This window comes from Streptomyces roseofulvus, assembly GCF_039534915.1.
GTDB lineage: Bacteria > Actinomycetota > Actinomycetes > Streptomycetales > Streptomycetaceae > Streptomyces > Streptomyces roseofulvus.
Genome location: NZ_BAAAWE010000001.1, coordinates 4674063 through 4693624, shown reverse-complemented (window position 1 = coordinate 4693624; position 19562 = coordinate 4674063). Strand labels below are relative to the sequence as shown.

Sequence of the window (19562 nt, the reverse complement as noted above, 5' to 3'; positions counted from 1 at the left end):
CGTACTCAGGATCTTCACAACCGGCGTGCGGAATCCCGGATTCTTGCCTCAGTACGACTTGGGCAGCCCCAGGGAGTGCGTCGAGACGAAGTTCAGGACCATCTCCCGGCTCACCGGGGCGATCCGGGCCACCCGGGACGCCGGGATCAGCCGGGCCAGGCCGAACTCCTTGGTGAGGCCGTTGCCGCCGAGGGTGTGCACGGCGGTGTCGACCGCCTTCACGCACGCCTCGCCCGCCGCGTACTTGGCCATGTTGGCGGCCTCGCCCGCGCCGAGGTCGTCGCCCGCGTCGTACAGCCTCGCCGCCTTCTGCATCATCAGGCGGGCCAGTTCGAGCTCGATGTGGGCCTGGGCGAGCGGGTGGGCGATGGCCTGGTGGGCGCCGATCGGCGTCTTCCAGACCTGCCGCTCCTTGGCGTACGCGACGGCCCGGCCGAGGGCGTACCGGCCCATGCCGATCGCGAACGCGGCCGTCATGATCCGCTCCGGGTTGAGCCCCGCGAAGAGCTGCAGCAGCCCCGCGTCCTCGTCGCCCACGAGCGCGTCCGCCGGCAGGTGCACGTCGTCGAGGGTCAGCTCGAACTGCTTCTCGTCCGCGTCGAGTTCCATCTCGATGTGGCGGCGTCCGAAGCCCGGCGTGTCGCGCGGGACGATGAACAGGCACGCCTTGAGGCTGCCGGTGCGGGCGTCCGAGGTGCGGCCGACGATCAGGGTGGCGTCGGCGATGTCGACGCCCGAGACGAAGACCTTCCGGCCGTTGAGGACCCAGCCGTCCTCGGTGCGGGTGGCGGTGGTCGTGATCCGGTGGGAGTTGGACCCGGCGTCCGGTTCGGTGATGCCGAAGGCCATCGTCCTCGACCCGTCGGCGAGCCCCGGCAGCCAGGCCGCCTTCTGCCCGTCGGTGCCGAAGCGGGAGATGACCGTGCCGCAGATCGCCGGCGACACCACCATCATCAGCAGCGGCGCGCCGGCCGCGCCGGCCTCCTCCAGGACGATGGACAGCTCGGCCATGCCGCCGCCCCCGCCGCCGTACTCCTCCGGCAGGTTCACGCCCAGGTAGCCGAGCTTCCCGGCCTCGGCCCACAGGGCCGCCCGGTCGAAGCCGGGACCGTGGCGGCGGCCCAGCGCGGCGACGGCGGCGCGGAGCTCGGTGTGCTCGGCCGGTTCGATGTCGGTGCTCATACGGTCTGGTCCTCCTGTGCATCGGTCTGTACGACGGCGAGCAGGGCACCGACCTCGACCTGACGGCCGGGGGCGGCGTGGAGCGCGGTGAGCGTGCCGGAGGCGGGAGCGGCGACCTTGTGCTCCATCTTCATCGCCTCCAGCCAGAGCAGGGGCTGCCCGGCCGCCACCCGGTCACCGACGGCGAGCCCGTCGGCGACCCGGACGACGGTGCCGGGCATCGGCGCGAGCAGGGAGCCGGGGAGGACCTGCTCGCGCGGGTCGGTGAAGCGGGGGCGGGCGGCGAGCCGGTGCGGGCCGACGTGGACGAACCCGTCGCCGTGCGCGGCGACCGCGAAGTCCCGCACCACCCCGCCCACTTCGAGCCGGACGCGGTCGGGCGCGGCGCTCACCACCCGGACCCCCTCGGGAGCCGTGACCTCGAAGCCGCCGTCCCGGGTCGGCCGGTAGCGGACCTCGTGCTCCCCGTACGTCTTGGTCTGCTCCCCCGAGCGCACGTTCCGCCAGCCGCCGCCGAACCGGCCGCCGTTGCGGACCGCGTCCGCGAGGGCGGCGGCGACGGCCGCGTGCGCCTCGCCGTCGCGCGGGCGGGTCAGCTCGGCCAGGTGCCGACCGTAGAAGCCGGTGCCGAGCCGGCCGGCGTCCTGGAAGCCGGGGTGCCGCAGGGAGGCGACGAGGAGGTCCCGGTTGGTGACGGGGCCGTGGATCACGGCCCGTTCGAGGGCGTGGGCGAGCCGGCGGACCGCCTCGGCGCGGGTCGGCGCGTGCGCGACGACCTTCGCGAGCATGGCGTCGTAGTGCACCGGCACGGTGTCCCCGGAGGCGTAGCCGGTGTCCAGGCGGACACCGCTCACCCCGAAGGCGTGCAGGACACCGGTCTGCGGGGCCCAGTCCGCCGCCGGGTCCTCCGCGTACAGCCGCGCCTCGACCGCGTGGCCCCGCGGCTCGGGCGGCTCCGGCGGCAGCGGGGCGCCCTCGGCGACGGCGATCTGGAGGGCGACCAGGTCGACGCCGTACACCTCCTCCGTCACCGGGTGCTCGACCTGGAGGCGGGTGTTCATCTCCAGGAAGTGCGCCCTGGGGGTCCCCCCGGGGCGGGCGGAGCCGAGAGCTCGGGGGACGTCGGCGACCAGGAACTCCACCGTGCCCGCGCCGACGTACCCGACGGCCTTCGCCGCCGCCGCCGACCGCTCGGCCAGCTCCTCGGCGAGCGCGGCCGGCAGGCCGGGCGCCGGGGCCTCCTCGATCACCTTCTGGTGCCGGCGCTGGAGCGAGCAGTCGCGGGTGCCGAGGGTCCAGACCGTGCCGTGCGCGTCGGCGAGGACCTGCACCTCGACGTGGCGCCCGTCCTCCACGTACGGCTCGACGAACACCTCGCCGTCCCCGAAGGCGCTCTCCGCCTCGGCCGACGCGGCCTTCAACGCCGCTTCCAGGTCGGCGAGTTCACGGACGATCCGCATGCCGCGCCCGCCGCCGCCCGCCGCCGCCTTCACCAGGACGGGCAGGTCGGCCGCCGTGACGTCGCCGAGCGGGGCGACGCCCATCAGCTCCTTCGCCCGGGTCTTCGAGGCCATCGCCTCGATGGCCTCCGGCGGCGGCCCGATCCACACCAGCCCGGCCGCCGTCACGGCCCGGGCGAAGTCCGCGTTCTCGGAGAGGAAGCCGTAGCCGGGGTGGACGGCGTCCGCGCCGGCCGCGAGCGCCGCCGCCACGACGAGATCGCCGCGCAGGTACGTCTCCGCGGGCGCGGCCCCCGGCAGCCGTACCGCCGCGTCCGCCTCCCGCACGTGCAGGGCGTCCGCGTCGGCGTCGGAGTACACGGCGACGGTGGAGATGCCCAGCTCGCGGCAGGTGCGGAAGACGCGGCAGGCGATCTCGCCACGGTTCGCGACGAGGAGAGTGGAAATCACCTGGGGCCTCACATTCGGAAGACGCCGAAGCCGCCGCGCGCGCCCTCGACCGGTGCCGTGTGGATCGCGGACAGGCACAGCCCGAGGACCGTGCGGGTGTCGCGGGGGTCGATGACCCCGTCGTCGTAGAGCAGGCCGGAGAGGAAGACCGGCAGCGACTCGGACTCGATCTGCGCCTCGACCAGCGCCCGCAGTCCCGCGTCCGCCTCCTCGTCGTACGGCTGCCCCTTCGCCGCCGCCGACGCCCGCGCCACGATCGACAGCACCCCGGCGAGCTGCTGCGGCCCCATGACGGCCGACTTGGCGCTGGGCCAGGCGAAGAGGAACCGCGGGTCGTAGGCCCGGCCGCACATGCCGTAGTGCCCGGCGCCGTACGACGCCCCCATGAGGACGGAGAGGTGCGGGACCTTCGAGTTCGCCACCGCGTTGATCATCATCGCGCCGTGCTTGATGATGCCGCCCTGCTCGTACTCCCGGCCCACCATGTAGCCGGTGGTGTTGTGGAGGAAGACCAGCGGGATGTCCCGCTGGTTCGCCAGCTGGATGAACTGCGCGGCCTTCTGCGACTCGGCGGAGAACAGCACGCCCCGCGCGTTGGCGAGGACCCCCACCGGATAGCCGTGCAGACGCGCCCAGCCGGTCACCAGCGACGCCCCGTACAGCGGCTTGAACTCGTCGAAGTCGGAGCCGTCGACGATCCGGGCGATCACCTCGCGCGGGTCGAACGGCGTCTTGAGGTCGCCGGGCACGATCCCCAGCAGCTCCTCCTCGTCGTACTTCGGCGGCTGCGCGAGCGGCGGGTCCGGGTGCGCCTTGCGGTGGTTGAGCCGGGCGACGATCCGGCGGGCCTGCCGGATCGCGTCCGCCTCGTCGACGGCGTAGTGGTCGGCGAGGCCGGACACGCGCGCGTGCATCGCCGCGCCGCCCAGCGACTCGTCGTCGCTCTCCTCGCCGGTCGCCATCTTCACCAGCGGCGGCCCGCCGAGGAAGACCTTCGACCGCTCCTCGATCATCACCGTGTGGTCGGACATGCCGGGCATGTACGCGCCTCCGGCCGTCGAGTTGCCGAAGACGACCGCGACCGTCGGGATGCCGGCGGCGGAGAGCCGCGTCAGGTCGCGGAAGAGCGCCCCGCCCGGGATGAAGATCTCCTTCTGGGAGGGCAGGTCGGCGCCGCCGGACTCGACCAGCGAGATCACCGGCAGCCGGTTGGCGTACGCGATCTCGTTGGCGCGCAGCGCCTTCTTCAGCGTCCACGGGTTGGAGGCGCCGCCGCGCACGGTCGGGTCGTTGGCGGTGATCAGGCACTCGACGCCCTCGACGACGCCGATGCCGGTGACCAGCGACGCGCCCACCGGGTAGGCGCTGCCCCAGGCGGCGAGCGGGGACAGCTCCAGGAACGGCGAGTCGGGGTCGACGAGCAGCTCGATCCGCTCGCGGGCCAGCAGCTTGCCGCGCTTCCGGTGCCGGGCGGTGTACTTCTCGCCGCCGCCGGCGAGGGCCTTGGCGTGCTCGGCGTCGAGGGCGGCGAGCTTCTCCAGCATGGCGGCGCGGTGGGCCGCGTAGTCGGGGCCGGTGGGGTCGAGGGCGGAGGCGAGGACGGTCACGACAGTTCCTCCGGGAGGTCGGGGCGGGCGGCCGACGGCAGCAGTGCGTCAGGGATGTCGACGTGCCGGGAGCGGAGCCATTCGCCGAGGGCCTTGGCCTGCGGGTCGAAGCGGGCCTGGGAGGCGACGCCCTCGCCGAGCAGTCCGGCGACGGTGAAGTTCAGCGCCCGCAGATGGGGCAGCACGTGCCGGACGACCTCCGACTTCCGCGTCTCCGGCAGGAGTTCGCGGAAGAGGTCGACGGTGAGGGTGTGGGCGAGCCACCGCCACTCCGCCTCCGTCCGCACCCACACCCCGACGTTCGCGTCCCCGCCCTTGTCGCCGCTGCGGGCGCCCGCGATCCGCCCGAGCGGCGCCCGGACGACGGGCCCCGCCGGCAGCGGCGGCGGCAGCTCCGGCTCGGGTACGGCCTCCAGGGCGCGGGTCCGCGCCGGTGCGGGGACGGCGACGCGGGTGCCGTCCGGCAGGACGGCCGTGTGCGGGACGTCGGCGGCGGGCACGGACGCGGCCTCGAAGACGCCGTAGGGGGCGCCCTTGCCGGGCGGGGCGGTGACGTGGAAGCCCGGGTAGCCGGCGAGGGCCAGCTCGATCGCCGCGCCCGTCACGGTCCTGCCGACCTTCCCCGGGTCCTGGTCGCGGACGACGAGCCGGAGCAGGGCGCTCGCGGTCTCCTCGGTGGCCGCGTCCTCCCGGTCGGTGCGGGCCAGCTCCCAGCGGACCTCGGCGGGCGGGTCGGCGGCGAGCGCGGCGCCGACCTGTTCGCGCACGAGCGCGGCCTTGGCGTCGATGTCGAGGCCGGTGAGGACGAAGACGACCTCGTTGCGGTGGCCGCCGATCCGGCAGCGGCCCACCTTCAGGGTGGGCGGCGGCGCCTCGCCCCGCACCCCGTCGATCCGCACCCGGTCGGGCCCGTCCTGGGTGAGCCGGACGGTGTCGAGCCGGGCGGTCGCGTCGGGTCCCGCGTACCGCGCACCGCCCGTCTCGTACAGCAGCTGGGCGGTGACGGTGCCGACGTCGACGAAGCCGCCGGTGCCGGGGTGCTTGGTGACGACGGCCGACCCGTCCTCGTACAGCTCGGCGAGCGGGAAGCCGGGCCGCAGGAGGTCACGGCCGGCGTGCTCGCGGAAGAACGCGTAGTTGCCGCCGGTGGCCTGGGGGCCGCACTCCAGGACGTGCCCGGCGACGACGGCCCCGGCGAGCCGGTCGTACTCCTCCGGGCCCCAGCCGAAGTGCCACTGCGCGGGACCGGTGACGAGCGCCGCGTCGGTCACCCGGCCGGTGACGACGACGTCGGCGCCGGCGGCGAGACAGGCGGCGATCCCGCCGCCGCCCAGATAGGCGTTGGCGGTCAGGACGCCCGGCTCGGGCGGCAGCAGGTCGCCCTCGACGTGCGCGACCCGGGTGGGCAGGCCGAGCTTCGCGGCGAGCGTCCGCAGGGCGTCGGCGAGCCCGGCCGGGTTGAGCCCGCCGGCGTTGGCGACGATCCGGGTGCCGCGCTCGTGGGCGAGGCCGAGCCCGTCCTCCATCTGCCGGAGGAAGGTCTTCGCGTACCCGCCGGAGGGGTCCTTCAGCAGGTCGCGGCCGAGGATGAGCATGGTCAGCTCGGCGAGGTAGTCGCCGGTGAGGACGTCCAGCCGGCCGCCGGTCAGCATCTCGCGGACGGCGTCGAACCGGTCGCCGTAGAAGCCGGAGGCGTTCCCGATCCGCAGCGGCGTCACCGGGCCCCTCCCCTGGGCGCGCGCCCGGCCCCGGCCGGCCCGGCGAACGCCTGGGCGATGCGCAGCCAGTGCTCGGCGTCGGCGCCCTCGGCCCGCAGGCCGGTGTCGTCCCGGTGCACCCGCTGGGTGACGAGCAGACAGAAGTCGAGGGCGGTCCCGGTGACCCGCTGGGCCGCGTCCCCGGGCCCGTACGCCCACACCTCCCCGTCCGGCGCGACGAGTTCCACCCGCACCGGCTCGGCGGGCGGCTGCTCGCCCCGCGCCAGGTAGGCGTAGCCGCGGGCCCGGTGTCCGATCCAGGCGACGTGCCGCAGCCGCGCGGTGGGCGTCCGTACGACCCCGAGGGCGTCGGCCACGTCCTGCCCGTGCGCCCAGGTCTCCATCAGCCGCGCGGTCGCCATCGCCGGCGCGCTCATCGGCGGCCCGTACCAGGGGAACCGTCCACCCGGCGCCACGCCGAGCAGCGCCTCCCGCAGCCGCTCCCGCCCGTCCCGCCAGCGCGCGAGCAGCTCGGCGGGCGGCAGCGCAGCCCCCTCCTCCGCCCCCTCGTCGACGAACCGGTCGGGCGCGGCGAGCGCCTTCTCGACCTCCACGGCGAACGCGTCGGCGTCGGTGACGGCGAGCAGCGCGGCCCGGTCGGTCCAGGCGAGATGGGCGATCTGATGGGCGACGGTCCAGCCGGCGGCGGGCGTGTCGAGCGCCCACCCCTCGTGCCCCGACCCGGCGACGATCCGGTCGAGTTCCTCGCCTTCGGCGGACAGGTCGGCGATGACCGCGTGAACGGCGCCGGGGTCGGACACGGTGCGCTCCCCTCGGGAGGACGGACGTGAGGACGGCGTGAGGACGGCCTGAGGACGGCCTGAGGGTCGGAGCATGGCAGCGATCCGAGAAACAATCAAGCACGCTTGCTTGAAAATACGACGGGGAGGGCCGATGAGTTTCCGCGGAAGCGCCGGTCCTAGACCATGAAGACAACGACAGGCACAGAGAAGCCACTCCGAGCACAGAGAACCGAGGAACCTCCATGCGCACGCTCATCAGCTCCGCCTTCGTCTCCCTCGACGGCGTCGTCGAGGCCCCCGGCGGCGAGGAGGGCTACCGGAACTCCGGCTGGACCTTCAAGGACATCGAGTTCCTGCCCGAGGCGTACGAGATCAAGGGCCGCGAGCAGCAGGAGGCGACCGCGATGCTGCTCGGCCGCACCAGCTACGAGGCGTTCAGCCCCGTGTGGCCGGGCATGGCGGACTTCGCCGACTACAAGGAGATGCCGAAGTACGTCGTCTCCACGACCCTCACCGACGACGACCTGGTCTCCGACTGGGGCCCGACGACGATCCTGCGCTCGGTCGAGGAGGTCGCCGCCCTGAAGGAGACCGAGGGCGGCCCGATCATCGTGCACGGCAGCGCGACCCTGAACCGCGCCCTCTCCGACGCCGGCCTGATCGACCGCTACCACCTGCTGGTCTTCCCGCTCCTCCTCGGCGCCGGCAAGCGCCTCTTCAGCACGACGGACAAGGACGCCCAGAAGCTGAAGCTCGTCGAGCACGAGGCGTACGCCAACGGCATCCAGAAGCAGGTCTTCGACGTCGTCCGCTGAGCCCGGGCTCAGACGGGTGTCCGGGGCTCACGAGGTCTGGGGCATACGCGAGCCGGAGGTTACGAGAGCCGGGACCTACGTGGTCCGGGTCGGCCTCGGGACCAGCTCCCCGCCGCAGTTGGGGCAGACGCCGGACATCTCCTCCGTGCAGGGCACGCAGAAGGTGCACTCGTACGAGCAGATCCGGGCGGGGCCGTCCGCCGGCAGGGCCGCCGTCTCGCAGCGTTCACAGCGGTCGCGCATCTCAAGAGCCATGCGTCCATGATCGCCGGGCGCGCCGGGGGCCGAAACAGCGGAACGGCCGCGGAACGACAGGATCGGGCCACGTACGAGCCGCTCGGCCGGAAGGCGGCCGGAGGCGCCGCGGCCGGACGGGCCCGGCGCCGCCCGACCGCCTACGGGGTCGGGGCCGCCGCCTCCACCCGCTTCGTCTGCGTCCGCACCGCGCCGATGCTCGCCCCGATGACGAACGCGATGGCGAGGGCGTCGGTGGCCGACAGCGCCTGGTGGAGGATGAAGAAGCCGGCGGCCGCCGCGATGGCCGGTTCCAGGCTCATCAGGATGGCGAAGGTGGGGGCGGGCAGGCGGCGCAGGGCGAGCATTTCGAGGGTGTACGGCAGCACCGAGGAGAGCAGCGCGATGCCGAGGCCCAGGCCGATCGTCGACGGCACGAGCAGCGCGTCGCCCGCCGACGCGATGCCGAACGGCAGGCTGAGGACGGCGCCGAAGGCCATCGCGAGCGCCAGGCCGTCGGCCTGCGGGAAGCGGCGGCCGGTGCGGGCGCTGAACACGATGTACGCCGCCCACATGGCGCCCGCGGCGAGCGCGAAGCCCGCGCCGAGCGGGTCGAGCCGTTCGAAGCCGCCGCCGCTGAGCAGGGCGACGCCGCCGAGCGCGAGGCCGGCCCAGAGCAGGTTGACGAGCCGTCGGGAGGCGACGACGGAGAGGATCAGCGGGCCGAGCACCTCCAGGGTGACGGCGGCGCCGAGCGGGATCCGGTCGACCGACTGGTAGAAGAGCATGTTCATGCCCGCCAGCGCGATGCCGAAGCCGACGACGGTCCCCCAGTCGGCGCGGCCGTAGCCGCGCACCTTCGGCCGGCAGACCAGCAGCAGGACGAGCGCGGCGAGCACCAGCCGCAGCGTGACGACCCCGAGCGCGCCGGCCCGGGGCATCAGCAGGACGGCGATGGCCGAGCCGAACTGCACGGAGAGCCCGCCGGCGACGACGAGCGCGACGGGGCCGAAACGGGCGGCGGTCCTGGGAGACGGTCCCGAAACCGGCCCCGCGCTCGCACTCGCACTCGCACTCGCGCCGGCACTCGGCTGCGCCACCGCGCCGGAGGCGGCGGGCGCGGCGGCAAAAGCGGGCGCGGCGGCCGGACCCGGGGCCACTCCCGTCGCCCCGGCCCCCGCTGTCACCTGGCTGTCCACGGCCACCACTCCTCCGCTTCCCGGCCCTCAGGCCCTTCAGACCTTGAGGACTTCAGACCTTCAGGACTTCACCCACCCGAAAGTCCAATCCACTAAACTCTCAGTCCAGAGTAATGCACTCCCCCGCACCCTGACGACCGGATTCCGCTTCCACGCTACGGAGCCCGGGCGCGGCAGCGGAAATGCGGATCGGCCTGCGGTTATGCTCCAGAGACATGACCGTGAGCATCGAGCTGCGCCACCTCCGCTGCTTCCTCGCCATCGCCGAGGAGGAGAACCTCACCCGGGCCGCCACCCGCCTCCACCTCACGCAGCCCGCCGTCTCCCGCACCCTCGCCGCCCTCGAACGCCACCTCGGCGCCCGGCTCGTCGACCGCTCCACCCACCACCTCGCCCTCACCGCCGAGGGCCGCGCCTTCCGCGACCGGGCCGCCGCCGCCCTCGCCGCCTTCGACGCCGCCGTCGACCCCGCCCGGCTGCGCCACCGCCCCCTCCGCCTCGGCCACGCCTGGTCCGCCTACGGCCCCTACACCACCCCGCTGCTGCGCCGCTGGCAGCGCGAGCACCCGGAGACCCCGCTCGAACTCCTCCGCATCGACGACCGCACCGCCGGCCTCGCCCGCGGCCAGGTCGACGCGGCCCTGCTGCGCGGCACCGTCGAGGCCCCCGGCCTCGTCACCGCCGAACTCACCACGGAACCGAGGGTCGCCGCCCTCCCCGCCGACAGCCCGCTCGCGGACCGCCCCGGCGAGCTCACCCTCCTCGACCTCGCGGACGAGACGGTCGTCCTCAACACCGTCTCCGGCACGACCACCCTCACCCTGTGGCCCCTGCCCGCCCGCCCCACGCGCACCCTCACGGTCGCCAACACCGACGACTGGCTCACCGCCATCGCCGCCGCCCGGGGCGTGGGCGTCTCCTCCGCCTCGACCGCCGCCCTCCACCCCCACCCGGGCGTCACCTACCGCCCCCTCCGCGACGCCCCGCCCCTCCCGGTGGTCCTCGCCTGGCGCGACGCCTTCCCGCACCCGGCGACGGAAGCGCTGGTCGCGATGGCCCGCGAGATCGTCAGCGGGGGCTGAGGTCACCGGGGACGACGGGACTCCCACTCCTCCCGCAGGACCCCGTACGTGACCGAGTCCCGCCACGCCCCGCGCACGAACACGTGCCCCCGGATCCGCCCCTCCTCCGTGAACCCGGCGGCGAGGAGCGTACGCGCCGAGGCGAGGTTCAGCGGCGCCCGCGCCGCCCACACCCGGTGCAGGTCCAGCTCCCCGAAGGCCAGGTCCAGGACGAGCCCGACCGTCTCCCGCCCGTACCCGATCCCCCACGACTCCGGCCGCAGCGCGAACCCCACCGTCGCCGCCCGCTGCTGGTGCGGGTCGAGCGCGAGCCGCGTGAAGCCGACGAGCACGCCCGAGGCCCGCTCGACGACCGCCAGCGCGTACTCCTCCCGCGGCACGGCCCGCGCCGAGTCGATCGACCGCCCGACGATCCCCCGCACCTCGTCCACGGACCGCGGCGCGAAGCTCAGGTGCTCGGTCACGGCCTCGGAGCCGTAGATCCCGTGCACGGCGGGCACGTCGGCGGCGACCAGCTCGCGGAGGGCGAGGCGGGGGGCCGGGGGGTCAGACCGTCGCTCCATCAGCGGTACCTACCCGTACGCGACCCCCGTACTCAGGCGTCCCGCCGCAGCGAACGCCAGACGTGCCGCGCCCACGCGTGCCGCTCCGGCTCCTCGTACGAGCAGTACAGCCCGGCCGCCGAGCCGTCCGGCTCCACCGCGTACGCGGTGAGCTCGTGGCGCGGGCGCCCGGTGTCCTCGGGCGTGCACCAGAAGGCGTACCGGACCCCGCCGTCCGGCAGCCGCTCGGTGTGGTCCTGCCCCGCCGGCACCTCGGGGCCGCCCCGCAGGAGCGCGGCGAGGAAGTCCTCGGCGCTCCGTCCCGGCTCGGTGTCCTGGAACAGCCCGACGGCGACGCTGCGGTCCGGCGCCCCGAACTGGTCCGCGCCGTTCTCGAACCGCGCCGAGAACCCCGCCGTCCGCTCCACCGACCACCCGTCGCCCAGATCGGTCCGCACGGCGACCGGCAGCGGGTGCGGGAAGCGGGCCAGGACGTGGTCCCGGTCCCAGACGTCCCCGAGGAGCCGTACCGCCGCCGGCCCGTGCCCCTCCACGAGGTACGGCAGCTCCTCGACGTCCCGGATCCGCCCGGTGAACTCCGCCCCGAGGACCTCCTCGCCCCACGGCCGCACGGCGTTCGCGAGCCGCCCGCGCACGACGAGCTCCGCATAGCCGGCCGCGTCGTCCCACACGTCGGCGGCCCGCCGGAAAGTCGTCTCGTCGACCTCCACCCAGGCCCCGAGCACCAGCTCGGCCTCCCCCGTCAGCCGCACCGGCAACAGACACCGCACGAAGAACCCACCCCCGTCGAGCGCCAGCAGCGCGGACGGCCCCGGCGACCGCCGGGCCTCCTCGGGAAGCTCGAACGCGACGTCCGGCAGCCCGAAGCGAACGTCGATCCGCCGCTCGTCGACGAGGGCGTCACCGCAGCAGGAACAGGTGGCCGGAGCGGTGGAGGGGGCGGTGGAGGGATGTGCGGGGTGGTCGCTCATCCCCGCACCCTAGAACCTGCCTCAGACACGCCCCTGCGCGGCCGCCTCGACGAACACGGCGAAGGCCTCGGGGGTGGCGAGGAGGTGGGGCCGGGAGGGTTCCTTGGAGTCGCGGACGGCGATGTGGGGGGCGAGATCGGCGACCTCGATGCAGTCGCCGCCGTTGGAACCGCTGTACGACGACTTACGCCACTGCACCGTGTCCATACCGTTCCTCCATCACACGAGCGATCAGCTCGGCCGACTCCTCCACGGAGAGGGCCGTGGCCTGGAGGCGAGAGTAACCGACGGAACGTTCCCTGATCACTTGCGGATTGGCGGTCATGTGACCGGAGTCGTAACTCTCGGAGTAGAAGAGGTCGGGGTTGCTGTCGAACCGCAGAACGTTGAACGACCCCATCACCGCCGCGTGCTCCCCAGCCTCGAACGGCAGCACCTGGATCTGCACCCACGGCTCACGGCTGAAGGTCAGCAGGTGCTCCAACTGCCCCCGCATGACCTCACGTCCGCCGATCTCCCGGAAGAGCACGGCTTCGTCGAGCACCGCCCACAGCACGGGCGGCTTTTCGCGCTCCAGGATCCGCTGCCGCTCCACCCGGGCCGCGACCATCTCTTCCAGCCGGTCCGTGTACTCGACGCTCAACACAGCGCGGGCGTACGCGGGCGTCTGGAGCAGGCCGTAGACGAGCTGGCACTGGTACGTCGAGATGTACGCCGCCTTCGCCTCCATCTCCGCGTACTCCTGGAACCAGCTCGGCAACTGGCTGCGCAGCACCAGCCCGACCAGGCGCGAGAAGAACCCGCCCGTCATCAGCGCCGCGTCGATGCGCTCGGAGAACTCGCGGGTGGGGACCTTGTGGGCCGTCTCGATCTGACCGATCAGCGAACCCGTACAGAAGATGGCCTCGCCGAGCTGGCTCTGACTGAGCCCGGCGTCCTCGCGGAGGCGGCGGAGTTCGGATCCGTAGTAGTCCAGCGGCGAGGCGGACGGATCCAGGCTGCGGATGTTGACCACGAGGAGGCACCCCCAACTGTCGGCTCGTCGCCGACGGTAACCGGGATGCCCGTCGCGCAGGAGTGGTATCGAAGAACGAGCCCTCTTTCGATGGAAGTTGGGCCTGCGGACGCATAAGGAACGAGACGGCGAGCGGCGGTTCGCCGCGCACCCGCGGAAGCGCGGACGCGCGGCGCCCACCACGCCTCAGATCACAGGGCCGGCAGGGCACCCGCCGGGCCCACGGGCAGGCCGCCCAGCAGGCCGGTGGCCTGGCCGGCCACGGGGGCGGCCTTGGCCGCGAGGTCGCCCGCGGGCGCCGGCAGGGTCTGCGCCGCCTCGCCCACCGGCAGGGTGGACGTCACGGTGCCCAGCGCCCCGGACACGTCGGGGGCGGCGGCCGCCTGGGCGGCGGGAGCACCGGCGGCGGCAGCGGCGAGCGCGCCGAGGGCGATGGCCAGGGTCTTGCGCTTCATGAGGTCTCCTTCATCGGGGCGGTCCGTAGACCGTCTGCTGCCCTGGCCAACGAGCGGACCCCCCTGGGGAAACGATCAACCTCCAGCCGACGCCGAGTGCGGGGCCCGGCGGGCGGGGCTCAGAACAGCCGGTTGCACGTCCCTCGGCCGGCCCCTTGTACAGCCAGAGGACCCCACCCCGGTCACGGGCAACGGTGCCGCCGAGTCCGCCGGGGAGGTTCGTGGGGTGGGCCGGGTACGGGGGTGCGGGTGCGGCCGCCCTCTTTCCGAGAGTGGCACCCTCCGGCGCCGCGTCAAGGGCGCCTGCGGCGTCGCTGCGCGATGGCCTTCGGCCACCCTTGACCCGGCACCTCCAGGCGCCCCAACACTCTCGGAGGGCGGCCGGGGGCGGGGCCACCGGGGGCCGTCGGGGAGTGGCGGGGGCGGGTGCCCGGGCTGCGGGAGGTGGGCGGAGGGCCCGGGTATCGCTCCCCTTTGGGTGTTTGCGTGCGGCCCGGTGGGTGGGGGCTTCGGGTATCGCTCCCCTTTCGACGTCGACCGCGCCCCGGTGGGTGGGGGCTCGGCTCGCGGCGCGCGCCGGGAGGGACGTGCGGGCCAGGGGTGGAGCACAGGCCGGGCATCGCTTCGGTGTGAGGGGCGGACCCCCGGCCGGTGGGTGGGGGGTCGGTTCGCAGCGCGCGCCAGGAGCGACCTGCCGGTTGGTGGGCGGGGCAGGCCGGGCATCGCTCCCGCGCGAGGGTCGGACCCACGGCCGGTGGGTGGGGGGTCGGTTCGCAGCGCGCGCCAGGAGCGACCTGCCGGTTGGTGGGCGGAAGGCAGGCCGGGCACGCTCCCGCGCGAGGGTCGGACCCCCGGCCGGTGGGTGGGGGGTCGGTTCGCAGCGCGCGCCAGGAGCGACCTGCCGGTTGGTGGGCGGAAGGCAGGCCGGGCACGCTCCCGCGCGAGGGTCGGACCCCCGGCCGGTGGGTGGGGGGTCGGTTCGCAGCGCGCGCCAGGAGCGACCTGCCGGTTGGTGGGCGGGGCAGGCCGGGCATCGCTCCCGCGCGAGGGTCGGACCCACGGCCGGTGGGTGGGGGGTCGGTTCGCAGCGCGCGCCAGGAGCGACCTGCCGGTTGGTGGGCGGGGCAGGCCGGGCATCGCTCCCGCGCGAGGGCGGTCCCCCGGCCGGTGGGTGGGGGGTCGGTTCGCAGCGGGCGCCGCAGGGATGTGCGGGCCGGAGGGCGTAGGGCGGGCCGGGCATCGCTCCGGCGTGAGGGGCGGATTCCGGCCGGTGGGTGGGGGTGGGTTTCGCGGCGGGTGTCGGGAGAAGCTGCGGGCCAGGGGGCGGGACAGGCCGGGTATCGCTCCCGCGCGGGGCGGTCATCGGGCGGCGGGCGCGGGAAGGGTGTTCGGGTGACACGGCGCCGACGTGCACTCAGATGAGCTACGGGGAGCAGCAGGGTGGAAATGACCCGATATGGGGGTTCAGGCTGCCACTCCGTTCATGTTGTCGTCGGCGGACTGGGAGACCACGCAGGGGCCGACCGGCCGCGCGCGGGCGGAAGGGGAGGGGGGTACCGTCGCCGGGTGAGGGACTGGGATGCGGGGTGGGTTCGCGCGCGGCTTCGGGAGATGGCCGACGCCGATTCCGAGCTGACGCGCTTCGGGGCGGGTACGCACCGGTACGTGCTGGCGCCGCCGCTGCCCGAGGCGGACATCCGCGCCTTCGAGACGAGGCATCACATCCGCCTGCCGGCGGACTACCGGTCCTTCGTCGCCGAGGTCGGCGACGGCCCCGCCGGGCCCGCCCACGGGTTGATGCCCCTGACCGTCCCCCGCGCGGATGTCGACGACGACTGGGCCGTGGACGAGGAGTGGCGGGGCGACCGGCGACCTGGCCGACTCGCTGAACCCTTTCCGCTCACCGAACCCCTGCCCGGGGCCATCGGGGCGCCGACCGAGGGACTGACGCCGGGCACGCTCATGCTGGCCGAAGAGGGCTGCGCCATGTTCGTCCGCCTCATCCTGAACGGCCCCCACGCAGGCCAGATCTGGCACCTCGACCCGGACTGGGGCGGCTTCGTCCCGATGGCCCCCGACTTCCGCACCTGGTACACGGATTGGCTCAGCCCGCAGTAGTCGCACCGAAGCGCGCACGGAGCGACTGTCCACACTCCCATATCGGGACATTTGCACCCCCCTGCTCCCCGTGGCTCATCTGAGTGCACGTTGGCGTCGTGTCATCCGCAGCCCGCACATCCCTGCGGCACCCGCTGTGAACCACCCCCCACCCACCGGCCGGGATCCGACCCTCATGCGGGAGCGTGCCCGGCCTGCCTTCCGCTCTCCGGCCGACAGGTCGCTCCTGGCGCGCGCTGCGAACCGACCCCCCACCCACCGGCCGGGGGTCCGACCCTCACACCGAAGCAATGCCCGGCCTGCCTCCGCCCACCAACCGGCTGGTCACTCCCGGCGCGCGCCACAAACCAACCCCCCACCCACCGGCCGGGGGTCCGCCCCTCACACCGGAGCGAAGCCCGGCCTGTGCTCCACCCCTGGCCCGCACATCCCTCCGGGCGCGCGCCGCGAACCGAGCCCCCACCCACCGGCCGGGATCCGACCCCCGCGCCGGAGCGATGCCCGGCCTGCCCCCGCCCACCAACCGGCAGGTCACTCCCGGCGCGCGCCACAAACCAACCCCCCACCCACCGGCCGGGGATCCGCCCCTCACACCGAAGCGATGCCCGGCCTGTGCTCCACCCCTGGCCCGCACGTCCCTCCCGGCGCGCGCCGCGAGCCGAGCCCCCACCCACCGGGGCGCGGTCGACGTCGAAAGGGGAGCGATACCCGAAGCCCCCACCCACCGGGCCGCACGCAAACACCCAAAGGGGAGCGATACCCGGGCCCTCCGCCCACCTCCCGCAGTCCGGACACCCGCCCCCGCCACTCCCCGACGGCCCCCGGTGGCCCCGCCCCCGGCCGCCCTCCGAGAGTGTTGGGGCGCCTGGAGGTGCCGGGTCAAGGGTGGCCGAAGGCCATCGCGCAGCGACGCCGCAGGCGCCCTTGACGCGGCGCCGGAGGGTGCCACTCTCGGAAAGAGGGCGGCCGCACCCGCACCCCCGTACCCGGCCCACCCCACGAACCTCCCCGGCCCTCTACCGCCCCTCCCCCTCCAGCCCCTCCGCCAGGAGCTCCGCCATGTGCCGGGCCCTGCGGTCCGTGAGGTGGGTGATCTGGGTGCGGCAGGAGAAGCCGTCGGCCAGGATCTCCGTTCCGGCGTCGGCGGCCCGCAGTGCCGGCAGGAGCTGGTCCTCCGCGCAGGTGCGGGACACCTCCTCGTGACCCGGCTCGAAGCCGAAGTTGCCCGCCAGGCCGCAGCAGCCGCCCGCCAGCTCCCCCACCAGCCCCGCCCGCTCCCTCAGGCGGCGGTCCGGGGCCCCGCCCAGGACCGCGTGCTGGTGGCAGTGGGTCTGGCCCGTCACCTCGCGGTCGAGCCGGGGCGGCGTCCAGTCCGGGGCCAGGGTCTCCAGGGCCTCCGCGAAGGTGCGGATCCTCGCCGCCAGCCGGGCCGCCCTCGGGTCGTCCGGGAGGAGTTCCGGCAGGTCGGTGCGGAGGGTCGCCGCGCAGGAGGGCTCCAGGACGACCACGGGAAGGTCCCCCGCCGCCCCCGCCTCACCCATCCCTCCCCTCTCTCCCCTCTCCCCCGTCTCCCCCTCCATCACGTCCAGCGTCCGCCGCATCACCCGCCGCGCCGCCCCCAGCCTCCCCGTCGACACGTACGTGAGCCCGCAGCACACCCGCCCCTCCGGCAGCGCCACGCCCAGCTTCGCCTCCTCCAGGACCCGCACCGCCGCCCGGCCCACCTGCGGGGCCAGGTGGTCCGTGAAGGTGTCGGGCCACAGCACGAGGGCCGCCGGGCGGGACGAGGCACGCTCGGCGAACCAGCTCGTGAACGTCCGCTCCGCGACCCTCGGGAGCGGCCGTTCCGGTGTGACGCCCGCCAGGCCCGCCGCGTACGGCAGCCGCGTCAGCGTGTTCAGGCCGCGCCCGAACACGTCCAGCCAGCGCGGCAGGCCGCCCATCGTCCAGTGCGATCGCGGCCTGCGCCACCAGCCGCCCGCCCCCGCGTAGTGCCGGTCCAGGAACTCCGCCTTGTACGCGGCCATGTCGACGCCCACAGGGCAGTCGCTGCGGCAGCCCTTGCAGGACAGGCACAGGTCCAGCGCCTCGCGCACCTCCTCCGACCGCCAGCCGTCGGTGATGACCTCGCCGAGCGCCATCTCGTGGAGGAGCCGGGCGCGCCCCCGCGTCGAGTGCTTCTCCTCTCCCGTCGCCCGGAAGGACGGGCACATCACGCCCTCCCCCTTGCTCGGCCCGGCGACCCGGCACTTGGCGACGCCGACGCACCGCGCGGCCGCCCTGCCCAGCCCTTCCCCACTCCCCAGCCCCTCCCCGCTTCCCAGCCCCTCCCCGCTCCCCACCACCGGCAGCCCCGCGAACCGCAGCCCCGAGTCCAGCGGTTCCGGCCGGACCAGCATGCCGGGGTTGAGGCCGCCGTCCGGGTCCCACACGTCCTTCACCTGGCCGAACAGCGCGACCAGCTCCTCCCCGTACATCCGGGGCAGCAGCTCGGCCCGCGCCTTCCCGTCGCCGTGTTCGCCGGAGAGGGAGCCGCCGTGCGCGACGACCAGGTCGGCCACGGCCTCGGAGAAGCGGCGGAAGTCGCGGACGCCCTTCCCCGTCCACAGGTCGAAGTCGATGCGGACGTGGACGCAGCCGTCGCCGAAGTGCCCGTACGGGACTCCCCGGAGGCCGAAATCGGCCAACAGCGCGCGGAAGTCCCGCAGATACGCGCCCAGCCGGGCCGGCGGCACCGCACAGTCCTCCCATCCCGGCCACGCGTCCCCGCCGCCCGGCATCCGGGTCGCCGTCCCGGCCGCGTCCTCCCGGATCCGCCAGAGCGCCCGCTGCCCGGCCGGGTCCCGTACGACCGCCGCGTCGACCGCGTCCGCCGCCCGGACGAGCCGGTCCGCCGCACCCGCCCCGTCCACCTCGCAGAAGAGCCACGCCCCTCCCCTCGGCAACCCGCCCACCGCTCCCACGAGGTCGGCCGCCATCCCCTCCACCGTCAGCGGCCCGTACGCCAGCAGTCCCGCCGCCGCGTCCGCCGCCGCCGTCTCGTCCGCGTACCCCAGAACCACGAGGATCGGCCGGGCGGGCAGGGGCACGAGCCGGACGGTCGCCTCCGTCACCACCCCGAGGGTCCCCTCGCTGCCGACGAACGAGCGGACGACGTCCACGCCCTTCTCCGGGAGCAGCGCGTCCAGCGCGTAGCCGGAGATCCGGCGGGGCAGGCCGGCCGGGTAGCCGGTCCGCAGCAGTCCCAGCCGCCGGCCCACGAGGTCGAGGAGCCCGGCGGGTGCGCCCTGCCCGTTCCTCCCCAGCGTCAACCGCTCACCCCGGTACGTCACCACTTCGAGGGAGTGGACGTTGTCGGCGGTGGTGCCCCAGGCGACGGAGTGCGCTCCGCAGGCGTTGTTGCCGATCATGCCGCCGAGGGTGCAGCGGCTGTGGGTGGACGGGTCGGGGCCGAAGGTGAGGCCGTACGGGCGGACGGCCTCCCGCAGCCGGCCGAGGACGAGTCCGGGGCGGACGACGGCGGTGCGGGCCTCGGGGTCGACGGAGACGATCCCGTCGAGGTGGCGTGTGAGGTCGAGCACGACGCCGGTGCCGGTGGCCTGGCCTCCGATGGAGGTGCCGGCGCCGCGCGGGACGACCGGGACGCCGTGGTTCCGGCACGCCTCCAGGGCTGCGGCGACGTCGTCGGCGTCGCGCGGCGCGACCGTACCGGCGGGCACGCGGCGGTAGTTGGAGGCGTCCATGGTGGTGAGCGCCCGTGCGGCGGGGGTGAAGTCGACGTCCCCGGCGAGCGCGGACCTGAGGTCGGCGGCCAGTCCTGCGTGTGTGCCCTCGTGTGTTCCCACGACGCAAGGATGTCTCGTCCTTCGTCTCATCCGGCGGACATCGGGCGCTCGCGGGCTTGCCGACCC

General features: G+C 74.7%; 16 protein-coding genes. 3 read left to right on the top strand and 13 right to left on the bottom strand.

Annotation, left to right across the window (positions count from 1 at the left end):
* Nucleotides 1–48 precede the first annotated feature (48 nt).
* From ABFY03_RS21685 to ABFY03_RS21665, 5 genes are read right to left on the bottom strand one after another with little or no spacing between them, the layout of a single operon-like run.
* Nucleotides 49–1182 (bottom strand): acyl-CoA dehydrogenase family protein, encoded by a 1134-nt coding sequence (locus ABFY03_RS21685; RefSeq protein ID WP_319012104.1) that lies wholly within the window; start codon nt 1180–1182, stop codon nt 49–51.
* Nucleotides 1179–3092 carry an acetyl/propionyl/methylcrotonyl-CoA carboxylase subunit alpha gene (locus ABFY03_RS21680; protein ID WP_319012103.1) on the bottom strand — a complete coding sequence of 638 codons (1914 nt, stop codon included), beginning with the start codon at nt 3090–3092 and terminating at the stop codon, nt 1179–1181. The genes ABFY03_RS21685 and ABFY03_RS21680 overlap by 4 nt, the downstream gene beginning before the upstream one ends.
* An 8-nt stretch (nt 3093–3100) precedes the next feature.
* Nucleotides 3101–4699 (bottom strand): acyl-CoA carboxylase subunit beta, encoded by a 1599-nt coding sequence (locus ABFY03_RS21675; RefSeq protein ID WP_346170654.1) that lies wholly within the window; start codon nt 4697–4699, stop codon nt 3101–3103.
* Nucleotides 4696–6417 (bottom strand): acyclic terpene utilization AtuA family protein, encoded by a 1722-nt coding sequence (locus tag ABFY03_RS21670; protein ID WP_319012101.1) that lies wholly within the window; start codon nt 6415–6417, stop codon nt 4696–4698. Before ABFY03_RS21670 ends, ABFY03_RS21675 begins: the two co-directional genes overlap by 4 nt.
* Entirely contained in the window at nt 6414–7217 is an 804-nt protein-coding gene (locus ABFY03_RS21665) for a TIGR03084 family metal-binding protein (RefSeq protein WP_319012100.1), read from the bottom strand. The genes ABFY03_RS21670 and ABFY03_RS21665 overlap by 4 nt, the downstream gene beginning before the upstream one ends.
* Before the next feature lie 224 nt (nt 7218–7441).
* On the opposite strand from ABFY03_RS21665, the gene ABFY03_RS21660 reads away from it, so the two are divergent.
* A complete protein-coding gene (locus ABFY03_RS21660; RefSeq protein WP_319012099.1) occupies nt 7442–8014 on the top strand; it encodes a dihydrofolate reductase family protein in 573 nt (190 codons plus the stop codon).
* A 75-nt stretch (nt 8015–8089) separates the two neighbouring features.
* On the opposite strand, the gene ABFY03_RS21655 is transcribed toward ABFY03_RS21660, so the two are convergent.
* Nucleotides 8090–8269 (bottom strand): DUF1272 domain-containing protein, encoded by a 180-nt coding sequence (locus ABFY03_RS21655; protein WP_346170653.1) that lies wholly within the window; start codon nt 8267–8269, stop codon nt 8090–8092.
* Between the two features lie 140 nt (nt 8270–8409).
* Nucleotides 8410–9348: an EamA family transporter gene (locus ABFY03_RS21650; protein WP_319012169.1), complete on the bottom strand. Its 939-nt coding sequence runs from the start codon at nt 9346–9348 to the stop codon at nt 8410–8412.
* Nucleotides 9349–9629: 281 nt separating this feature from the next.
* Here ABFY03_RS21650 and ABFY03_RS21645 point away from each other — a divergent pair, with 281 nt between their 5' ends.
* Nucleotides 9630–10529 (top strand): LysR family transcriptional regulator, encoded by a 900-nt coding sequence (locus tag ABFY03_RS21645; protein WP_346170652.1) that lies wholly within the window; start codon nt 9630–9632, stop codon nt 10527–10529.
* Nucleotides 10530–10531: 2 nt separating this feature from the next.
* Here the strand turns inward: ABFY03_RS21645 and ABFY03_RS21640 are convergent, their stop codons facing one another.
* The 5 genes from ABFY03_RS21640 to ABFY03_RS21620 form a co-directional block, all read right to left on the bottom strand.
* Nucleotides 10532–11092, bottom strand: a complete 561-nt coding sequence (locus ABFY03_RS21640) for a GNAT family N-acetyltransferase (RefSeq protein ID WP_346170651.1) — start codon at nt 11090–11092, stop codon at nt 10532–10534.
* A 32-nt stretch (nt 11093–11124) separates the two neighbouring features.
* A complete protein-coding gene (locus ABFY03_RS21635) occupies nt 11125–12063 on the bottom strand; it encodes a DUF2199 domain-containing protein (RefSeq protein WP_346170650.1) in 939 nt (312 codons plus the stop codon).
* 21 nt (nt 12064–12084) lie between these two features.
* A complete protein-coding gene (locus ABFY03_RS21630; protein ID WP_346170649.1) occupies nt 12085–12270 on the bottom strand; it encodes a DUF397 domain-containing protein in 186 nt (61 codons plus the stop codon).
* A complete protein-coding gene (locus ABFY03_RS21625; protein WP_346170648.1) occupies nt 12248–13078 on the bottom strand; it encodes a helix-turn-helix domain-containing protein in 831 nt (276 codons plus the stop codon). The genes ABFY03_RS21630 and ABFY03_RS21625 overlap by 23 nt, the downstream gene beginning before the upstream one ends.
* Before the next feature lie 191 nt (nt 13079–13269).
* Nucleotides 13270–13533 (bottom strand): ATP-binding protein, encoded by a 264-nt coding sequence (locus tag ABFY03_RS21620; protein WP_319012092.1) that lies wholly within the window; start codon nt 13531–13533, stop codon nt 13270–13272.
* Nucleotides 13534–15144: 1611 nt separating this feature from the next.
* Between ABFY03_RS21620 and ABFY03_RS21615 the strand changes: the two genes are divergently transcribed.
* Nucleotides 15145–15651, top strand: coding sequence for an SMI1/KNR4 family protein (locus ABFY03_RS21615; protein WP_346170647.1), 507 nt, complete (start codon nt 15145–15147; stop codon nt 15649–15651).
* A 1016-nt stretch (nt 15652–16667) separates the two neighbouring features.
* On the opposite strand, the gene ABFY03_RS21610 is transcribed toward ABFY03_RS21615, so the two are convergent.
* Nucleotides 16668–19526: an FAD-binding and (Fe-S)-binding domain-containing protein gene (locus tag ABFY03_RS21610; protein WP_346170646.1), complete on the bottom strand. Its 2859-nt coding sequence runs from the start codon at nt 19524–19526 to the stop codon at nt 16668–16670.
* Between the last annotated feature and the right edge of the window lie 36 nt (nt 19527–19562).

Coding starts and splice junctions, on each gene's coding strand:
- ABFY03_RS21685 (WP_319012104.1), bottom strand. CDS start 1,182: ATGAGCACCGACATCGAACCGGCCGAGCACACCGAGCTCCGCGCCGCC.
- ABFY03_RS21660 (WP_319012099.1), top strand. CDS start 7,442: ATGCGCACGCTCATCAGCTCCGCCTTCGTCTCCCTCGACGGCGTCGTC.
- ABFY03_RS21655 (WP_346170653.1), bottom strand. CDS start 8,269: ATGGCTCTTGAGATGCGCGACCGCTGTGAACGCTGCGAGACGGCGGCC.
- ABFY03_RS21645 (WP_346170652.1), top strand. CDS start 9,630: ATGCGGATCGGCCTGCGGTTATGCTCCAGAGACATGACCGTGAGCATC.
- ABFY03_RS21640 (WP_346170651.1), bottom strand. CDS start 11,092: ATGGAGCGACGGTCTGACCCCCCGGCCCCCCGCCTCGCCCTCCGCGAG.
- ABFY03_RS21635 (WP_346170650.1), bottom strand. CDS start 12,063: ATGAGCGACCACCCCGCACATCCCTCCACCGCCCCCTCCACCGCTCCG.
- ABFY03_RS21630 (WP_346170649.1), bottom strand. CDS start 12,270: ATGGACACGGTGCAGTGGCGTAAGTCGTCGTACAGCGGTTCCAACGGC.
- ABFY03_RS21620 (WP_319012092.1), bottom strand. CDS start 13,533: ATGAAGCGCAAGACCCTGGCCATCGCCCTCGGCGCGCTCGCCGCTGCC.
- ABFY03_RS21615 (WP_346170647.1), top strand. CDS start 15,145: ATGGCCGACGCCGATTCCGAGCTGACGCGCTTCGGGGCGGGTACGCAC.
- ABFY03_RS21610 (WP_346170646.1), bottom strand. CDS start 19,526: ATGAGACGAAGGACGAGACATCCTTGCGTCGTGGGAACACACGAGGGC.